Raw genomic sequence first — 18,936 nt, 5'->3', positions numbered from 1 at the left:
AGGTTATACCTCCTCTCGATCGCGCAAAAAGTAGACCGTATCGAGCTGTACGCCTTTTGCAACTTTAACAATGTCCTCTGCGGTTACGGCCTGAACCTGCTCCAGCAGCTGCTGAGCGCTTCGCTCGTTTCCTGTCAGCACACTATTGAAATCGTAGGCGATCATCTCATAGGCAGAGTCTTGAAGCTCACGAAGATGATTGGAAATCATCGCTTTCGTCTGATCAAGCTCGAGCTCTGTCAGCTGTCCTTGACGCATGTTTTCAAGCTGCTCCTCGATAATCGTAAGTGCACGCTCGTAGTTGGCGAACTCAATTCCTGATTGAATGGTGCAAAGCCCTTTATGGCCGTCAAGACGGGATGCAGCGTAATAAGCTAAGCTTTCTTTCTCCCGTACATTTAGAAATAGCTTGGAATGCGGGTATCCGCCTAGAATGCCGTTATACATCAAAGCCGCAGGATACGCATCATCATCATAGCCAATTCCGGTGCGAAGCCCTAAATTAAGCTTACCTTGGCTAATGTCCATCTGCTCGGTAATCCGTTTCACTTCCTTGACCGGATGATGAACGTCAGTAGCAGCGTATGCCGATGGAGCTCCGTCTTTGATTTGAAAAGCTTTCGTTACCAGCTCCGTAACCTCAGCTAAAGATGTGTCTCCTACCACATATAAATCAAGAGCAGCATCATCCAGCCACTGCTTGTAATGCTCATACAAAGATGAAGGAGTAATGGCATCAATATCTGCCAGTTTGCCCAGTGGATGCAAGCGATAAGGCTCATCTGCACACATTTCCTCCAAGCAGCGTTCAGCAGCATACCTGATCTTATCGTTCACGATGGCTTCGAGCCGTTTCTTCAACGTCGTTTTTTCTGCTTCTACATATTTATTTTGAAAAGCATTATTATTGATAAGCGGGTCAGTTAGCACTTCTCCTAAAAATTGCAGCGATTCAGCTAAAAGCGATGTGTTCGATGAAACAAATTCATCGTTTATAACATCCATTCTGAACTGAACAATTTGAGAATCCCCTCTTTTATACACATCAAAGCCAAAGCCTGCTCCATATAGATCATCTAGCTTCTCGCGGAATTCAATCGTTTCTGGCAGTTTCGCTGTGCCTCTTCTTAGAACGAACGGAATAAGCGCTACCGGTGTTACCGTCGCTTCATCTAGTGTTAGTCCAGCAAATAAGGAAATAGCAAACGTTTTGAATCGTTTGGTAGGCAGCACATGCAGCCGTACCCGATGCAGCTGTCCTCTTTCGAATTGGGTCACTCGGTTTGCTCCTTTCATCAGCGCGTTATAAAGTAAATCTATTCCTTTTGACAAATCACTATTCCATTCTAACCTATGCCAAATGGAAGAAGCAACCACTGCTGCGCTTGGCAGTAACGGCTGCTTCCTTTCGTGAGCAATGTATAGTTACATACAGAATATATGCTTGCCAATCGTCTTAATTTGCGTCCGTGTCCAAATCCACTTTGAGGTTGCTGTTTCCGGATTGAAATAGTAAAGACAACCGCCGGAAGGGTCCATGCCGTTAATGGCATCCTCTACTGCCTCTCTTGCCTTCGCGTTTGGCGTTAGCCAAATTTGTCCATCAGCAACTGCTGTGAAGGCACCCGGCTGGAAAATGACACCATAGATCGTATTCGGAAAGCTTTGTGATTTCAATCGGTTAATAATGACCGCTGCCACAGCAACTTGCCCTTCGTACGGTTCGCCGCGCGCTTCACCGTAAACGGCATTGGCCATCATTTTCAAATCATTTTCCGTCAGGCCAAGCCGGTTAGACTTCGCAATGTCCGTTTTGTTTCCAGTGGAGCTTCCTGTTTCTTTGTTGCCTGCTCCTGAGCTTGCGCCACCCGAGGTATCCGCTGTGGGCTTCCAAGCTTTTGTAGCTTCCCACAGCTTTAGCTTCGTTTTAGCGCCTACTACGCCATCCGACTTCAGTCCAAACTTCCATTGGAACCATGTTACTGCATTTTTCGTTTCTGTTCCAAACTTGCCATCAACTGTCCCCTTGAAATAGCCAAGGTGCTTCAGACGTCCTTGTAATTCATAGACATCCTGACCAGAGGTTCCTACCGTTAAAATAGCGCTGCTGAACGTTTCCTTAGCTTCGTTATTTTCACCGCGAAGCAATGAAAAGGACCCGAACAGCAGCAGCACGATAATCGTGGTCAGTAGTATTAAACGATTTCTCATGTTGGGATCTGCCTTTCTCATGCAAGTTAGTTGGCTTTAAGTAGCGTTACCTAACTTTAGTATGAGAAATTTCTCCCGCTTCTATGCACAATATTCCGTTTCCTGCAAACCTCGGAAATTAAGAGCTTACACGCCCTGCTTGAAACTCGTCCATCGTAATAAGAACCTCGCGCGGCTTGCTGCCTTCATAAGGGCCAACGATAGAGCGAGCTTCCATCTGATCTATTAGTCGCGCAGCTCTAGTGTAGCCAATACGCATTCTTCGTTGCAGCAAGGATACGGAAGCCTGCTTCGCTTCTAAAATGATTTGCACAGCTTGATCATACAGCTCATCCACTGCTTCCTTGGGATCACCGGACTCTTCCTCAATCTCCGGCACAAGATCCTCTTTATATTCCGCTTCTGCTTGTCCTCGCGAGTAATTTACAAGCGTTTCTACCTCCTGATCGGAGAGAAAAGCACCTTGTACCCGTATCGGCTTAGACATCCCTACAGGCAGGAACAGCATATCGCCGCGTCCGAGCAGCTTCTCGGCACCAACCATATCAAGAATCGTTCGCGAATCCACCTGCGAGGAAACGCCGAAGGCGATCCGGGAAGGAATATTTGCTTTAATTACACCTGTAATTACATCTACTGAAGGACGCTGTGTTGCAATAATAAGATGTATTCCCGCAGCTCGCGCCATTTGGGCCAGCCTTGCGATTGAATCTTCAACATCATTGGCAGCAACCATCATCAAATCAGCAAGCTCATCTACAATAACAACGATATAAGGCAGAACTGCCGCCGGGTTGTCCGCCATTAATGTGTTGTAGCCTTCTATGTTTCGTGTCGCTGATTTGGAGAATAGCTCATAGCGGCTTTCCATCTCTACAACAATCTTCTTCAAAGCAAGCGAAGCCCGCTTAGGATTTGTTACGACTGGTGCGAGCAAATGCGGGATTCCGTTATATACGTTCAGCTCAACCATTTTAGGGTCAATCATCAGAAATTTCACTTCGTCAGGCGTTGCTTTATACAAAATACTCGTTATGATACCGTTAATACACACGGATTTTCCTGAGCCTGTAGCACCTGCCACAAGCAAATGGGGCATTTTTGCTAAATTGCCGACAATCGTTTGACCAGAAATATCTCTGCCAAATGCAATTGATAATTTAGATGCCGCGTTTTGGAATGTCGCAGTTTCCATGACCTCACGCATCGTAACGATCGATACTTCCATATTAGGCACTTCTATCCCAATAGCTGATTTTCCTGGGATCGGCGCTTCCATCCGAATATCTTTAGCTGCCAATGCCAAAGCGATATCATCAGTCAGACCAACGATACGGCTCACCTTCACGCCTGTAGCAGGCTGCACCTCGTAACGGGTAACTGCAGGACCCCGAACAACATCAAGCACCTTAGCCTTAACGCCAAAGCTCTCTAACGTAGCCTCAAGCTTTCTACGCGAGTCATACATATCGGAAGCGTCTGCATTTTTGCTCATTAAGCTGGGTTTAGTCAACAGAGAAAACGGCGGCAGCAAGTACGGCTTAGTCGTATTCTCCTCTACCTCCGCAATAGGACGCCTAGGAATGGCTTGAACGCTGTTCTCTTCGGTCGCAAGTGCTTCTGATTCTTCAATAGCGACGTCAAGCAATTCTATCGGATCTTGAGCTTCTAGCTCCTGCTCGTCCTCCATTGGAACGTCTTGTACAAGTGAGGTGTCACTATCGTTTGCCGAATAGGACGACGCCTCCCAAGCTTCCTCTCCTTGGCGCTGCAGCTGCTCTTGATCAATAATTAAGCCTGGCTCAGCCTCTTCCCAAGGTACTTCATTATCGCTAATATATTGTGAATCAATAATATCTGTATGTAACTCTTCCCCTAGCTTCTCCCACGGCGGCTCTATATCGCTTTGCCATGCGGGTTTGATGCTATTAGGTGTTCCAGCAATATTAGGTTCAAAAACCCATTCGTCCTGATCATCATCTGACTTGCTTTGCTGCTCGGTTTGATTTTCTTGTCTCCATGAGAAAAACAGCGATCTTCTTTTCTTCGGTGGAGCTACCACATAGCCATCATGATCCTCTTCGTCATCCATCGTATCATCGTCGTCCAAATCAGTTTGTCCCGTATTAGCAAATGCAGCTGCTGCTGTTCTCTGAGCCGCTCGTTTCTCCCATTTCGCCCCAAGCAGTTTAAACATATTAGTAGCTCTAGTCCTTACGAGCCTACCTAATTCCACATACGATTTCCCCGTCATCAGCATAATCGAAATCGCAAACATGACAAACATAATAAGCTTTGCCCCATAATATCCAAACAAAGAGAAAAATAAGGAATATTGTATGGCTCCAATATATCCGCCGCTTATTTCCTTATCTCGGATAGGTAAATCACGATCAATCGGAACACTAATTAGTGATAATTGCAAATCGCTGCTTAGCTGTCTAAAGATCTCCGTACCCGTTAAATCGACAGTTGGAAGCAGCTTTTGCTCGATCTCTGAGATAGAGCTCATCAATGTAAATGCCAGCACCAATATGAGCAGGCCCGTTCGTCGATTCGTCCACCCTCTAGGCCAAGCTCTCTTGACCATTACGGAAAGCCCAACAATAATCCCAACGATTGCAAGCACAAAATAAAACTTGCCGAGCACAAGCCCAAACAGCTTGGATAACGAGCGCCCGACAGCAGCTTCTCCGGATAAAGCTATAATCGAAATGGTAATCAATAAAATTCCGTATACTTCGTATTTTAAGTTTGTTCCAATTGATTTTTTTCGTCTCTTTTTCTTGGCCAATTTCGTCACCTCTGGTTAAAGATTATACCATAGGTGGACAAATGTGCCTATGAGACATTCGTACGAACATCCGTTTGCTGTTTAATTATAGTGAATGATCATACCCGGCATCAAATTTGGATCAAGATAATCATCCAAGCTGCAATCAATTAAACGAACGATCTTTCCCATTCCAGGTGCAACAGGCGTAACCTGCATCCTGACACCATTAGACCAAACCTCTTGATACTGACCCATTTCCTCATTTATCCCCTCAAACACAGCCTCAAGCGGCATATTCGTATAAATCGTCATACGCTGGTCACCTCAACTCTTTCCGCTTTTGTTGCCTCAATTCTTCGCTTTAATTCCTTTAATGCTTCGCCTAAGCCGCCAACTGCATCGATAAGTCCATGCTTAACCGCATCGGAGCCAATAACGGTTGTTCCAATATCACGAGTGAGCTCACCTGTTTTAAACATCAGCTCTTTGAAAATATGCTCAGGCACATTCGAATGTGATGTAACAAAACGAACGACACGCTCCTGCATTTTATCCAAATATTCAAAGGTTTGCGGAACCCCAATAACTAAGCCATTCATTCGAATGGGATGGATCGTCATCGTTGCTGTCTCTGCAATAAATGACATATCGCCAGCAACCGCGATAGGAACACCTATCGAATGCCCGCCGCCAAGTACAAGCGTTACTGTTGGCTTAGAAAGCGAGGCAATCATTTCAGCAATGGCAAGTCCTGCTTCCACGTCTCCCCCAACCGTATTTAGAACGATAAACACACCTTCAATTTTCGGGTTTTGCTCTGCAGCAACGAGTTGTGGAATAAGATGCTCATACTTGGTCGTTTTGTTCTGTGGGGGCAAGATGAGATGCCCTTCTACCTGTCCGATTATTGTCATGCAAAAAATATTAGACTCCATTAATGATGGCGTACTTGTCTGACCCAGCTGCTGTATCGTTTCGACAACAGCATTCGTTTTTTTTCTCTCATCTGCACTCGGCTCTGGCTGCTCCGATGTCAAATTCATTTCTTTGTCCAAACTCACGTAAAATCCCCCTCTAATGAAGTGTAGCTCGTCATAGTATGAGGTCTGTCGTCGAATTTATACAAAAATGGACAGGATAGCTTTTTGAAATAAAAAAAATCGCTTGCATCCGCCGCGGCAATTGCGGGATGAACAAGCGATTCTCTTCAAACATTTATTTATCGTATTATACTTCCATAATAATTGGCAGGATCATTGGACGACGGCGAGTTTGCTCATACAAAAAGCGTCCAAGCGCATCCTTAACATTCGTTTTGAGCGATGCCCATTCATTTACTTTATCATTCATCAAACGAGTTAACGTTGAAGTGACGATACGGTTAGCTTCATCAAGAAGTCCTTCTGACTCACGAACATACACGAATCCGCGAGAAATAATGTCTGGACCAGATAGAATGGCACCATCCTGCTTGCTGAGTGTAACAACAACGACCAAGATGCCATCTTGTGAAAGCAATTTACGGTCGCGAAGAACGATATTACCTACATCGCCTACGCCCAAACCATCAATTAGTACATTTCCTGCTTGAACCTTCGAGCCTTTACGACCGCTGCCATTTTGGAATTCAACAGTATCGCCATTATCAATAACGAATATATTTTCACGTTCAATTCCAATCGCTTCGCCGAGCTTGGCATGCTGGCGGAGCATACGGTATTCACCATGGATAGGAATAAAATATTTTGGCTTAATTAGGTTAAGCATAAGCTTAAGCTCTTCTTGGCTGCCGTGACCAGATACGTGTACGCCTGATACTGAGCCATTTCCATAAATAACGTTTGCGCCTAAACGGAATAATTCATCAACTGTACGACCAACATAACGCTCGTTACCTGGAATAGGAGTAGCCGCGATAATTACGGTATCGCCAGGCAAAATATCTACTTTGCGATGTGTCGAACGCGCCATACGAGTTAGCGCCGACATCGGCTCGCCTTGACTGCCTGTACACAAAATAACTACGCGATCTGCAGCTAGCTTATTTACTTCTTCAGGCTCAATAATCATGCCTTCTGGAATATTCAAGTATCCAAGATCTGAGGCAATCCCAACTACGTTAACCATACTGCGGCCAACTACAGCTATTTTGCGACGGGTCGCGATTGCAGCATTGATAATTTGTTGAATACGATGCACGTTGGATGCAAAGGTTGCAACGACAACACGTTGTGACGACTTGCGGAAAATATCTTCAAGATTGTCGCCCACCTGTGCTTCTGATGGTGTATAGCCGGGACGCTCTGCATTCGTACTATCCGAAAGAAGCGCCAAAACGCCGCGTTTTCCGATTTCTGCAATGCGCTGCAAATCAGCAAATTGCTCATTAACCGGCGTATGGTCAAACTTAAAGTCCCCTGTATGAACAACTGTTCCCTCTGGCGTATCCAAGCTAACACCAACGGAATCCGGGATACTGTGATTCGTTCTGAAGAAGGATGCACGTATTGTGCCTAATTGAATTTCGCTGTCCGCGTTGATGAGAATACGCTTCGTTTCTCCAAGCAAACCTGCTTCCTTCAATTTTCCTTCAATGAGACCTAGTGTGAGTTTTGTAGCATACAGCGGCACATTCAAGCTTTTCAGTACATATGGCAATCCACCGATGTGATCTTCATGTCCGTGAGTTATAATAATTCCGCGAACTTTGTCACGATTTTCGGTCAAGTACGAAATATCTGGAATAACGATATCGATGCCCAGCATGTCCTCTTCTGGAAACTTCAAGCCCGAATCAACAACAACTATGTCATTGTTATACTGGATGACGTACATATTTTTTCCGATCTCGCCTACTCCGCCTAGTGCAAAAATGAGCAGTTTATCTTGGTTGTTCTTCTTAGACAAGTGTATCTTTCCTCCTTCAAATTTTGCGAAGCAAAATTCGCTTCGTAAGCATTTTCTTAGATTTTGCGAAGCAAAATTTGCTTCGTAAGTATTTTTCTTAAACTTGGCGGAGCAAAACTTGCTCCGTAAGTATTTCTCTAGAACATTGCGAAGCAAAAGTATGCTTCAAAATATGTTTATTAAATGAGCGAACCTATACAGTTTCGTAAGTCTTGTCTACCTATGGAAAAGAAAAATTCGCATCAGACTGATCCACTTTTGTGTTGTGATGCCAAACTTTTATACAATTATGAACATATTTCGTCAGATGCCGCTCTGACGTCTAAGTTCAATTCCAAATATTTGCCGCACCCAGTCACTTGCACTTATTATACATGAAGAAAAAGCTGGAATACAAGTGAAACCCGATAAAGCAATTATTCACTATGCTTCCCAAAAAAATAAAACCGATGCTGGATGCATCGGCTGCAGTCAACGAAAACGTTTATTCAGGCAAGCAAACTGCGTAAGAATGCGGCTTCTGCCTCGGTTACTGTTACAAGCGGAAGTCTTACTCCGCCAACTAAAAAACCTTTAAGGCCAAGTGCATATTTTACTGCAACTGGATTAGGTACAGGGTGAGGACAATGGAATAGACCTTTGAAAACTGGAAACAAACGTCCATTTATGCGTGCAGCCTCCTGCACATTCCCGCTAATATATGCTTGAATAAGCTCTTTCATTTGAACACCGATAATGTGACTTGCTACGCTAATTATGCCATAGGCGCCAATAGCCAAAGCTGGAAGTGTAGCTGAATCATCTCCACTATACACTTTGAAATCTGCCGGAGCATCACTAATAATCTGTGTCAATTGATCGGTTGAGGCACAATCCTTTGTTGCAATAATATTGTCGATTTGCGCTAAGCGAAGTGTCGTTTCGACAGAGATGTTAACCGCAGTACGACCCTCTACATTATACAAAATAATTGGCAATGCCGTTGCTTCCGCAATAGCTTTAAAATGCTGATATAACCCTTCTTGACTAGGACGATTATAATATGGAGCGACAAGCAAAATGCCGTCCACGCCAGCAGCTTCCGCTTCTTGCGTCAAATGGATGGAATGGGCTGTGTTGTTGCTGCCCGTACCGGCAATTATTTTGCAACGTCCATTGGCATGTTTAACTGAAAACCGGAACAATTCTAGCTTTTCTTCATCGGACAGCGTCGGCGATTCGCCAGTAGTGCCTGAAACGACAAGACTATCGCTTTGCTGCTCCTCAATTAAATAATCAATCAATCGGCCTGTCGTTTGCCAATCAATCTGACCGTCTGCATCGAATGGGGTTACCATTGCCGTAATTAATCTTCCAAATTCCATTTGAATACCTCCCAAAAGTGTTGCTCTCTATCGATGAAGCTCGAACTTCGCGTGCAGAGAACGAAGTGCCTCTGCCATATCCGCTTCACGTACGAGCACCCAAATCGTTGTATTAGAATCAGCTGATTGCATGATAGAAATCCCTTGCTCCGTCAGCGCTTCCACGATGCGGGCCATGACGCCAGGCTCTCCATTCATTCCACCGCCGATAACAGATACCTTCGCACAGCCATTGATCGCTGCAGGTGCGAAACCGCAATCCTCCAGCACATGTACCGCACGTTCTGCATCTTGGTCAAAAACAGTATAAATTGCACCGCTAGGCGTTACATTAATAAAATCAACGCTTATATGATGTTTAGCCATGGATTGAAATACCTGCAATTGAACATCATTTCGTCCTTCAATTGCTTTGACAGATATTTGCGTTATACCCGATACATGAGCAATACCTGTGACATGCCGGTCTTTAACAGACACCTCCGCTCTCAGCTCAGCTGAGTCCGTGACTAAAGTGCCTGTCTCGTTGGAGAAGGTCGAACGTACACGCAGCGGTATTCGAGCTTGCTGAGCTATTTCTACAGCACGCGGATGAATGACCTTAGCCCCTTGTCTTGCCATATTGCATATTTCTGCATAACTTACAACTGCAAGCGCCTTTGCTTCCTCGACAATACGCGGATCTGCTGTCAGTATTCCGTTTACGTCAGTATAAATATCAACCATCTCCGCGCGAAGCGCTGCTCCAAGTGCAGTAGCTGATGTATCACTGCCGCCGCGACCGAGAGTAGTCGTTTCTCCCAGTGCCGTGCTTCCTTGAAATCCGGTTACAATAACGACCGAGCCTGTACGCAAATGATTGAGTATTTTTTCAGGAACGATTTCTTTAATTCGGGCATGCCCATATTGTTCGTCAGTAATAATCCCCGCCTGCCCGCCAGTCAAAACGACAGATGGAATACCGCTTGCAAGAGCCAAGCTGCATAAAGTGGCTGCGGAAATCAATTCTCCGCAGCCTAGCAGCATATCCCGCTCACGCAGCGGCAGCTTGTCGCCATTATCACGAATGAGCTGAAGCAGCGTATCCGTAGCGTATGGATCGCCTTTACGGCCCATTGCAGAAACAACAACAACAACAGCAAAGCCATTACTACGTTCTCTGCTAATATGCCCAATAACATGATCTCTGGCATGATCAGTAGAAAGTGAGGTGCCCCCGAATTTTTGAATCAGGATGCGCATTAAATTAACCTCCATGATCGATCCAAGAAGATGCCGCAAATTAACTCGTCTTAATACATTAACCTTTTGTGATATGTTCTGCGATTTGAACAGCGTTCCATGCTGCGCCTTTGAGCAGGTTATCGGATACTATCCACATATTAAGTCCGCGCTCAGAGCCTAGATCACGTCTCAAGCGACCGACAAACACATCCGGTTTGCCAGTAGCATCTGTTGCAAGCGGGTATTGCTGATTAGCAGGGTCATCAACGAGCGTAATGCCCGGTGTATCCGCCAGCAGCTGCTTAACCTCTTCCAGATCATAATCGTTTTTGAGCTCAACGTATAGAGATTCCGAGTGACCATAAACGACAGGAATACGAACGCAAGTAGCTGTAACCTGAATGGACTCGTCACCCATAATTTTTTTGGTTTCGTTAACCATTTTCATTTCCTCAAGCGTATAACCGTTCTCTTGGAACTTGTCGATTTGCGGAATCGCGTTGAATGCGATCTGATGCTTTACGGGCAAAGCCCCCACAGGCAGAATGGCAGGAGAAACCTCTTCGCCATTTAGAACTGCCTGCGTCTGGCGCAGCATCTCTTCAATCGCAAGACTTCCTGCACCTGATACCGCTTGATAGGTGGAAACAATAACACGAGAAATGCCATAACGATCTTGAAGCGGCTTAAGTGTTGCGACCATTTGAATGGTCGAACAGTTCGGATTCGCGATTATGCCCTTATGCTCGCTAATCTTCTCTATATTCACCTCAGGAACGACCAATGGTGTGTTTACGTCCATACGGTATGCATTCGTGTTATCAATACAAATAGCACCATGCTCAACAGCGTGTGGAGCCAGCGCTTTGGTGACATCGCCGCCAGCGCTAAATAGTGCGATCTGAGTGCCCTTAAAGCTATCCGGTGTTGCTTCTTGAACCGTAAGCTCTTCCCCTTTAAACATAATCTTAGTGCCGGCTGAACGAGCAGACGATAACAGCTTAAGCTCATTAATCGGGAAGTTTCTGGATTCGAGTAATTTTAGTATTTGTTCCCCTACTGCGCCTGTTGCACCAACTATTGCAACATTAAACAATTTTTGATTCAACATTTGCTGTCATCTCCCCTCTGCAACATGAGTCCTTAGTGCCGTTCGACGAGCAGAGGCTGCAGCTGCTTGCCTGCAAGAGCTGCCTCGCATGCTTCCAAGACCAAATCCATTCTGGCAACAAGCGAATTTGGCTTCTGCACAGGGTTATCCTGGCCGAACGGAACAAAATAAATATGTTTAGCCACTAAAAGCTTCGCTATGTTAGCAGCATTTAAACCGAGTCCATCATTAGTAGAAATAGCAAGAACAAGCGGACGTCCATTGCGCATTTGAGCCTTCGCAGCCATCAGCACTGCACTATCTGTAATTGCATTTGCCAATCTGCTCGTTGTATTGCCCGTGCATGGCGCAATGACAAGTACATCAAGAAGCTTGGAAGGACCAAGCGGCTCCGCCTGAACGATCGTTGAAATTAATTCATTTCCAGTAATTTCTTTCAGCTGTGTTTGCCAGTCCTCGGACTTGCCGAACCTCGTATCCGTAGTCATAAGCGTATTCGATACGATCGGCACCACATTCGCACCCGCATCGACGAACCGTTTAATTTCAGGCATAACCTCAGCAAATGTACAGTGTGACCCAGACAAAGCATAGCCCACTGTTATTCCAGACCAATTCATATCCCATTCCCCCGCTTAATCGTATCGTCCAAAATCAACTGTGTTAAACAATCCGCCATGATACGTCCAGCTGTTTTCGGTGCGACGATTCCGGGAAGTCCGGGTGCGAGTATCGCTTTAATTCCCCGCTTCTCTGCAAAGCGGAAATCAGTCCCGCCAGGCTTCGATGCGAGGTCAATTATTACGGCCCGCGAAGGGAAATTTGCGATAATTTGTGCTGTGACTATCATAGTCGGAATTGTACTAAAAAGCAAGTCAATATTGCTCACATGCTGCAACAAACCACTGATGTAGAAAGGCTCAAAACCCATTTCCGAAGCTCTTGCATACTGCTCTGAGCGACGTACGCCAACCTTTACTTTTGCCCCTAATCCTTGAAGCGTCCGTGCCATTGTAAAGCCGGTTCTGCCAAATCCCAGCACCATGGAGGAAGAGCCGTGAATGGTGATATCCGTGTTCTGGATCGCCATCATCAGCGCGCCTTCCGCAGTTGGAATTGAATTGTATATAGCGACATCATCACGGTCGAAAAGCTCGACTAACGATAAAGAATACTGCTCACATAGCTGGCGTAAATATGGCTTTGCCATGCCTGTATACACGGTGCAATGCTTCGGCAGCTTTGCCATGTGGTTTTCTGTAATCTGCATTTGACGATCGCTGAATACGGCATGAATCAGACCTTGATCGTCGGTCCCCACCGCGGGAAGCAGCAATGCATCTACGCTCTCAAACAACTGCTCCTCGAACTCTGCCTGCACAGCACCGTCCAACGACGAATGTAAGCCATCAAAGCCAGAAACGGTCACAGTAGCATCAAGCTCTGTCAGCTTTCGTATAACCTCAAGCTGCCTTGCGTCACCACCAAGCAAGAGCACCTTCACGCCTGTTAGCATTTAGCTCCACTCCTTTCTTGCTACTAACTCAAGATCATCTTATGCTTGCGCCCAAAGGGGGGTGAAAAATAAAAAAAAAGATCGAGCAAATTGCTCGATCTTTTCACTCAAACCTTATCGTCTAGACACCGGTATGGCCAAAACCGCCAGCACCGCGTACGGTGTCAGGCAATTCTTCCGCTTCTAGAATAGCTACAACCGGAACTTTCTGGAACAGCATTTGAGCAATCCGCTCTCCGCGTGTAATGGTAAATGGCTCCTGGCCTAAATTGATAAGCAGTACCTTAACCTCTCCGCGGTAATCAGCATCAATCGTACCTGGCGAATTCAAGCAAGTAATGCCATGCTTATACGCAAGTCCACTGCGCGGTCTAATTTGTGCTTCCAGCTCCCCAGGCATCGCCATGGCAAAGCCTGTAGGTATGAGCTTGCGTTCACCAGGCTCAAGAACAACCGCCTCTATTACAGCAGCTTGTAAATCAAAGCCTGCTGCCCATTCCGACATTTTTTGTGGAATGGCTATATCTTCATTTCCTTCTAATCTTTTAAACAATACTTGATACAAATTGATTCCTCCCCAATTGCGCTGCTGCCTTATCATTAGAGCCTACCATCGCGACGGAGAAAGGAACAGCAAGCATCCGCTTCGTAACCTCCACAATATCCGCCATCTCTACTGAATCGATGCGTTTCAACAACTCATCCAACGTGTAATGATGGCCTAGCATCAGCTCATTTTTTCCTAACCGATTCATCCTGCTGCTCGTACTCTCAAGGCTCAGTATCAAGCTTCCTTTTAATTGCTCCTTGCCGCGATGCAGCTCATCCTCGCCTAGCCCCTTAACTGACAATTCATTAATTTGCTCCATCGTCAGATCAAGAACTTCCTTCGTTTGCTTTGGCGCAGTACCTGCATAAAGTGTAAATAAGCCAGCATCCGCATAGGAGGTGTGATAAGAATAAACCGAGTAGGCCAGCCCGCGCTTTTCTCTAATTTCCTGAAACAGCCGAGAGCTCATCCCGCCGCCAATTGCATTGTTAAGCAAAATCATCGCATACAAATTCGAATCGGTAATGGAGCAGCCTGGGAAAGTAACACATATATGATTTTGCTCCGTTTTCTTTTTGTAAAATAAATAGTCGCCATGGAACGTCGGCGGACTAACGATCGAGCTAACTGGCTTACTATTCGTAAAGCTGCCAAAATGCTTTTCTAATAGAGCTAGCAGTGATTGCTCCTCCACATTGCCAGCTACGCTGATAACCGTATTTTCCAATGTGTAATTATCGTTCATATATTTACGAAGGGTATCAGAGGTCATCGCAGTTAAACGATCCTCTAGCCCTAATATGGAATAAGCCAGTGGATGGTTGCCAAATGCGGCACGCGACGCTTCATCATGCACCTTATCGTCAGGAGTATCCTCATACATAGAAATTTCCTCGAGTATTACATTTTTCTCCTTAGCAAGCTCCTCTGGATCAAGCTGAGAATTGAAAAACATATCCGAAAGTGCATCTACTGCCAGCGGCAAATGATCATCAAGCACCTTGGCAAAGTAGCATGTATATTCCTTTGAAGTAAACGCATTGACATTCCCGCCAATTCCGTCAAATAAATCAGCAATATCCTTCGATGTTCTCGTTTCTGTTCCTTTGAAAAGCATATGCTCAATAAAATGAGAGATCCCGTTATTTTCTTCTGTTTCATATCTAGATCCTGTTTTGACCCAGATGCCAAAGGATACCGACCTAACTGTCGGTATGTATTCAACTACAACACGCAGTCCATTGCTAAGCGTGAATTTATTCATCAGTATTCCTCCTCATGTTTTGTGCGCAAAGCTGATCTATTCATTTTATCTGTAAGCTTTGCCTTACAAAACTGTCATCGTTCGCATGTGTATATAAACATGAATGGTTTTACTATAGCAGAATCAGCCATTGCTCTCAACATCGGTGGAAATACGCTTGGAGGAAAGCGTCTCGCTTACAGTTCCAATTGCGTATCCTTTCGCTTTTGCAGCAGCAATCATACCCGGAAGAGCATCTCTTGAGGAGGCGGTCGGATGCATTAATATTAAGGAGCCCGGCTCGAGTCTAGATGCTATTTTCCGAACGATTGAATCTGCCGGAGGCTTCTGCCAATCCACCGTATCAATCGTCCATAACACGGTATACAAGCCATTCTGTGAAGCAATTTGGACAGTGGCTGAATTGAAGTCTCCCGAAGGCGGAGCAAACCATTTATTATTTACATTCAATGTCTCTTTTAATAAAGCTTCTGTTTTTACGATTTGATTATTCTGATCCTGCCTGCTTAACGTACTCATATTAGGATGTGAATACGCATGATTGGACAGTTCATGTCCTTCCGCCTGAATTATCTTAGCGATCTCAGGATTTTTCTTAAGCCAGCTTCCATCCAGGAAAAAAGTTGCCTTCACATTTTCTTGCTTAAGCGTTGTTAGTATAGAGTCTATGTATTCGTTGCCCCAAGCCACATTTATCATGAAAGTTATCATTTTTTTATTCGGATTGCCTCTATACACGGGATAAGCACCCAGATCACTCAGCTTGATGTTTGGCTCTATTTCCTTGAAAACATAGTTAATATTCTCTTTAGAAGGCGCAAGCAATGCAGCCTCTAACGTTTTGGGTATATCCACCTCGAGACCATTATAACCAGGAATCGCTTTCCATACACGATCGATCCGCGCATTCACAGGTGCAATTCGCAGCTTTTCAGCTTCCGCTGTAATGGAGGTCATCAGCCTTTGACGCTCCTCGTCTGAGCTGGCTTGCATAGCTGCTACTGCTTTTGCACCACCATATTTCATGGAGGCGAGATAATTCGAAACATCATCATTTATTCTCACAAATACGATCAACATGAGCATACTTGCCGCAATCGCAGCTGCTTTTCTCACTGACATCACTCACACTCCTATAAACGACCTCACATGCTCCAGAGGCATGGCCTTAGGCGAAGCATATTGTTTCATGTTTATGAAATGTTGGACGAGATTATGCAAATGCCAGCTAATGTTCCCTTTTACTATCGTAAGAAAAACAAAAAGAGACAGATCAAATCTGACTCTTCTCTTCATTATGATTATTAATGTTGCAAAAGCTCTTGCAATTATTGTGGAGATGCTTCAGGTGTCATGAGTATTTTTGCAGACAAGTTGATACGGCCTTGCTGATCAATCTCGGTTACTTTAACCTTAATTTGATCACCAATGTTTACAACGTCCTCAGTTTTGGCAACACGCTCTGTTGACAGCTGCGAAATATGGACGAGACCATCCTTGTTCGGCAAAATTTCAACGAATGCGCCGAATTTCTCGACACGTTTAACTGTACCAAGATAGATTTCGCCAACGACGACTTCCTTCACGATACCTTCGATGATCGATTTCGCCTTTTGGTTCATCTCTTCATTAGATGAAGCGATAAATACCATTCCGTCCTGCTCGATATCAATTTTAACGCCTGTTTCTTCAATAATTTTATTAATAATTTTACCGCCTGCGCCAATAACATCACGGATTTTGTCCGGGTTAATACGAAGCGTCAAAATTTTAGGAGCATACTTGGACAGGTTAGCTCGTGTCGTCGGCAAACTTTCAAGCATTTTACCAAGAATGAAAATACGTCCTTGACGCGCTTGCTCAAGAGATTGCTCCAAAATAGCACGATTAATACCCGCAATTTTGATGTCCATTTGAATCGCCGTAACACCTTCTGCAGTACCTGCAACCTTAAAGTCCATATCGCCAAGATGATCTTCCATACCTTGAATATCCGAAAGGATAGCGAAATGGTCTCCGTCCTTAATCAGACCCATTGCAATACCCGCTACAGGAGCCTTGATTGGAACGCCTGCATCCATCATAGCCAGCGTGCTTGCACAAATGCTTGCTTGGGAAGATGAACCATTCGATTCAAGAACCTCAGATACTAGACGAATCGTGTACGGGAATTCAGCTTCAGAAGGAATAACCTTAGAAAGTGCACGCTCACCCAGCGCACCATGACCAATTTCACGACGACCAGGCGGACGCAGCGGACGAGCTTCGCCTACGCTGAACGGAGGGAAATTGTAATGATGCATAAAGCGTTTTGTTTCTTCAGGAGAAATGCCATCCAAAATTTGAACGTCGCCCATTGCTCCAAGCGTACAAATGCTAAGTGCCTGTGTTTGTCCACGTGTAAACAATCCAGTTCCATGTGTACGCGGCAAAATCGCTACATCACACTCAATTGGACGAATCTCGTCAAGTGAACGACCGTCAGGACGAATTTTATCATGAGAAATTAGTCGACGAACCTCTTCCTTCACGATGTCATAAAGAACTTCCTTAACATCGGATATCAGTTCAGGTGTATCGATATATTGCTCTTCAAAGTGGGCAGCAGCCGCACTATTTACTGCGTCAATCGCATCTTGACGAGCGTGCTTCTCTTCAACCTTAATGGCTTCGACTAGACCAGCAGAAGCATAGGCACGAACATCTGCATTAACTTGCTCGTTAACGGTATGTAGCTTAACTTCCATTTTCGGCTTGCCCGCAACGGCTTGCAGCTCTTCAATCTTTGCAACTATTTTTTTGATTTCATCGTGACCGAACATAATAGCTTCGAGCATTACTGACTCAGAAACTTCGTTCGCTTCCGCTTCTACCATCATAATTGCATCTTTTGTTCCTGCTACAACTACGAAAATATCCGTTTCCTGGCTTTGCTCTACCGTAGGATTAATAATAAATTGACCGTTTACACGACCAACGTTAACTCCGCCAATAGGACCGTCAAATGGAACATCGGAAATTGACAGCGCTGCCGAAGTTCCAATCATAGCCGCGATTTCTGGAGAGCAATCTTGATCCACACTCATAACGATATTCATTACCTGAACGTCATTACGAAAGCCTTCAGGGAATAACGGACGAATAGGCCTGTCTGTAAGGCGGCTGGACAAAATCGCCTTCTCACTTGGACGGCCTTCGCGTTTAATGAACCCACCTGGAATCTTACCAACCGCATACAAACGTTCTTCGTAATTAACCGTCAGTGGAAAGAAATCCAAATCCTTTGGTCCTGTTGATGCTGTTACCGTACACAATACGACAGTCTCGCCATATTGCACGGTTACTGCTGCATTCGCTTGCTTAGCAAGACGGCCTGTTTCGATGGATAGAGGTCTTCCGCCTACTTCCATCTCGATTCGTTGTACCATTATATCCCTCCTATAATTAGTAGATTTATTATATTTCAATGCATAAAGCAGTTTTTCTGAGTGCTCCCTATTACAAAAAGCAACCCGAATCCGCGTATCCGTTATTCCCGGACGGCTGGACAACCAGGTTGCTTTTCATTACGCATGTTTTAGCGGCGTAGGCCGAGTTTTTCGATCAATGCGCTGTAACGTCTAACATCATTGTTTTTCAGGTATGCAAGCAGCTTACGGCGCTGACCTACCATCTTGAGCAAACCACGACGGGAATGATGATCTTTCTTGTGCTCCCGCAAATGTTGAGTCAAGTTAACGATGTTTTCAGTCAGGATAGCCACTTGAACTTCCGGAGAACCGGTATCAGTTGCATGTGTCTTATGCGTCTCAATCAGTTCGTTTTTACGTACTTGTGTAATTGCCATCCTAATTCACCTCCTTCTAAATAATCGCCATTAGCCTCGCTGCCGTCGGTGAGATCGGACACCCAAGCTAAGGTTAAGTATAGGGTAGTCCACATAAAATGTAGATCTACTCACAACGTTGTATAGTATAACATATAAAATAAGCACTTGTCGAGTTATATAACCT

The 18,936-nt window shown here is 45.0% G+C and carries 16 protein-coding genes; all 16 read right to left on the bottom strand.

Annotated features, from left to right (window positions below):
- Positions 1-3 precede the first annotated feature (3 nt).
- Positions 4-1,296 (bottom strand): pitrilysin family protein, encoded by a 1,293-nt coding sequence (locus tag MHI37_RS14890; protein ID WP_076336126.1) that lies wholly within the window; start codon positions 1,294-1,296, stop codon positions 4-6.
- Between the two features lie 129 nt (positions 1,297-1,425).
- The gene (gene sleB, locus MHI37_RS14885; RefSeq protein WP_076336041.1) at positions 1,426-2,211 is read right to left on the bottom strand and encodes a spore cortex-lytic enzyme; all 786 of its coding nucleotides are present in this window, start codon (positions 2,209-2,211) and stop codon (positions 1,426-1,428) included.
- Between the two features lie 118 nt (positions 2,212-2,329).
- Positions 2,330-5,005 carry a DNA translocase FtsK gene (locus MHI37_RS14880; protein WP_076336042.1) on the bottom strand — a complete coding sequence of 892 codons (2,676 nt, stop codon included), beginning with the start codon at positions 5,003-5,005 and terminating at the stop codon, positions 2,330-2,332.
- An 81-nt stretch (positions 5,006-5,086) separates the two neighbouring features.
- A complete protein-coding gene (locus MHI37_RS14875) occupies positions 5,087-5,299 on the bottom strand; it encodes a YlzJ-like family protein (RefSeq protein ID WP_076336043.1) in 213 nt (70 codons plus the stop codon).
- A complete protein-coding gene (locus MHI37_RS14870; protein ID WP_083676169.1) occupies positions 5,296-6,030 on the bottom strand; it encodes a ClpP family protease in 735 nt (244 codons plus the stop codon). Before MHI37_RS14870 ends, MHI37_RS14875 begins: the two co-directional genes overlap by 4 nt.
- Before the next feature lie 184 nt (positions 6,031-6,214).
- Positions 6,215-7,894, bottom strand: a complete 1,680-nt coding sequence (locus MHI37_RS14865) for a ribonuclease J (RefSeq protein WP_076336044.1) — start codon at positions 7,892-7,894, stop codon at positions 6,215-6,217.
- Between the two features lie 488 nt (positions 7,895-8,382).
- Positions 8,383-9,258, bottom strand: coding sequence for a 4-hydroxy-tetrahydrodipicolinate synthase (dapA, locus tag MHI37_RS14860; RefSeq protein ID WP_076336045.1), 876 nt, complete (start codon positions 9,256-9,258; stop codon positions 8,383-8,385).
- A gap of 27 nt (positions 9,259-9,285) precedes the next feature.
- A complete protein-coding gene (gene dapG, locus MHI37_RS14855) occupies positions 9,286-10,500 on the bottom strand; it encodes an aspartate kinase (RefSeq protein WP_076336046.1) in 1,215 nt (404 codons plus the stop codon).
- Between the two features lie 58 nt (positions 10,501-10,558).
- Positions 10,559-11,593 carry an aspartate-semialdehyde dehydrogenase gene (locus MHI37_RS14850; RefSeq protein WP_076336047.1) on the bottom strand — a complete coding sequence of 345 codons (1,035 nt, stop codon included), beginning with the start codon at positions 11,591-11,593 and terminating at the stop codon, positions 10,559-10,561.
- A 32-nt stretch (positions 11,594-11,625) separates the two neighbouring features.
- The gene (locus tag MHI37_RS14845) at positions 11,626-12,213 is read right to left on the bottom strand and encodes a dipicolinate synthase subunit B (RefSeq protein WP_076336048.1); all 588 of its coding nucleotides are present in this window, start codon (positions 12,211-12,213) and stop codon (positions 11,626-11,628) included.
- A complete protein-coding gene (gene dpsA, locus MHI37_RS14840; protein ID WP_076336049.1) occupies positions 12,210-13,109 on the bottom strand; it encodes a dipicolinate synthase subunit DpsA in 900 nt (299 codons plus the stop codon). Before dpsA ends, MHI37_RS14845 begins: the two co-directional genes overlap by 4 nt.
- A gap of 121 nt (positions 13,110-13,230) precedes the next feature.
- Complete coding sequence (dut, locus tag MHI37_RS14835; protein ID WP_144023633.1) at positions 13,231-13,710, bottom strand: dUTP diphosphatase; 480 nt, start codon at positions 13,708-13,710, stop codon at positions 13,231-13,233.
- Positions 13,655-14,923: a pitrilysin family protein gene (locus MHI37_RS14830; RefSeq protein WP_076336051.1), complete on the bottom strand. Its 1,269-nt coding sequence runs from the start codon at positions 14,921-14,923 to the stop codon at positions 13,655-13,657. Before MHI37_RS14830 ends, dut begins: the two co-directional genes overlap by 56 nt.
- A 123-nt stretch (positions 14,924-15,046) precedes the next feature.
- The gene (locus tag MHI37_RS14825) at positions 15,047-16,045 is read right to left on the bottom strand and encodes a polysaccharide deacetylase family protein (protein WP_083676160.1); all 999 of its coding nucleotides are present in this window, start codon (positions 16,043-16,045) and stop codon (positions 15,047-15,049) included.
- A 206-nt stretch (positions 16,046-16,251) separates the two neighbouring features.
- Positions 16,252-18,351 carry a polyribonucleotide nucleotidyltransferase gene (gene pnp / locus MHI37_RS14820; protein ID WP_076336053.1) on the bottom strand — a complete coding sequence of 700 codons (2,100 nt, stop codon included), beginning with the start codon at positions 18,349-18,351 and terminating at the stop codon, positions 16,252-16,254.
- A gap of 149 nt (positions 18,352-18,500) precedes the next feature.
- Complete coding sequence (gene rpsO / locus MHI37_RS14815; protein ID WP_053375765.1) at positions 18,501-18,770, bottom strand: 30S ribosomal protein S15; 270 nt, start codon at positions 18,768-18,770, stop codon at positions 18,501-18,503.
- Positions 18,771-18,936: the final 166 nt, after the last annotated feature.

The organism is Paenibacillus sp. FSL H8-0548, assembly GCF_038630985.1.
Taxonomy (GTDB): Bacteria; Bacillota; Bacilli; order Paenibacillales; family Paenibacillaceae; genus Pristimantibacillus.
This window is presented reverse-complemented; position numbering and strand designations above follow the sequence as displayed.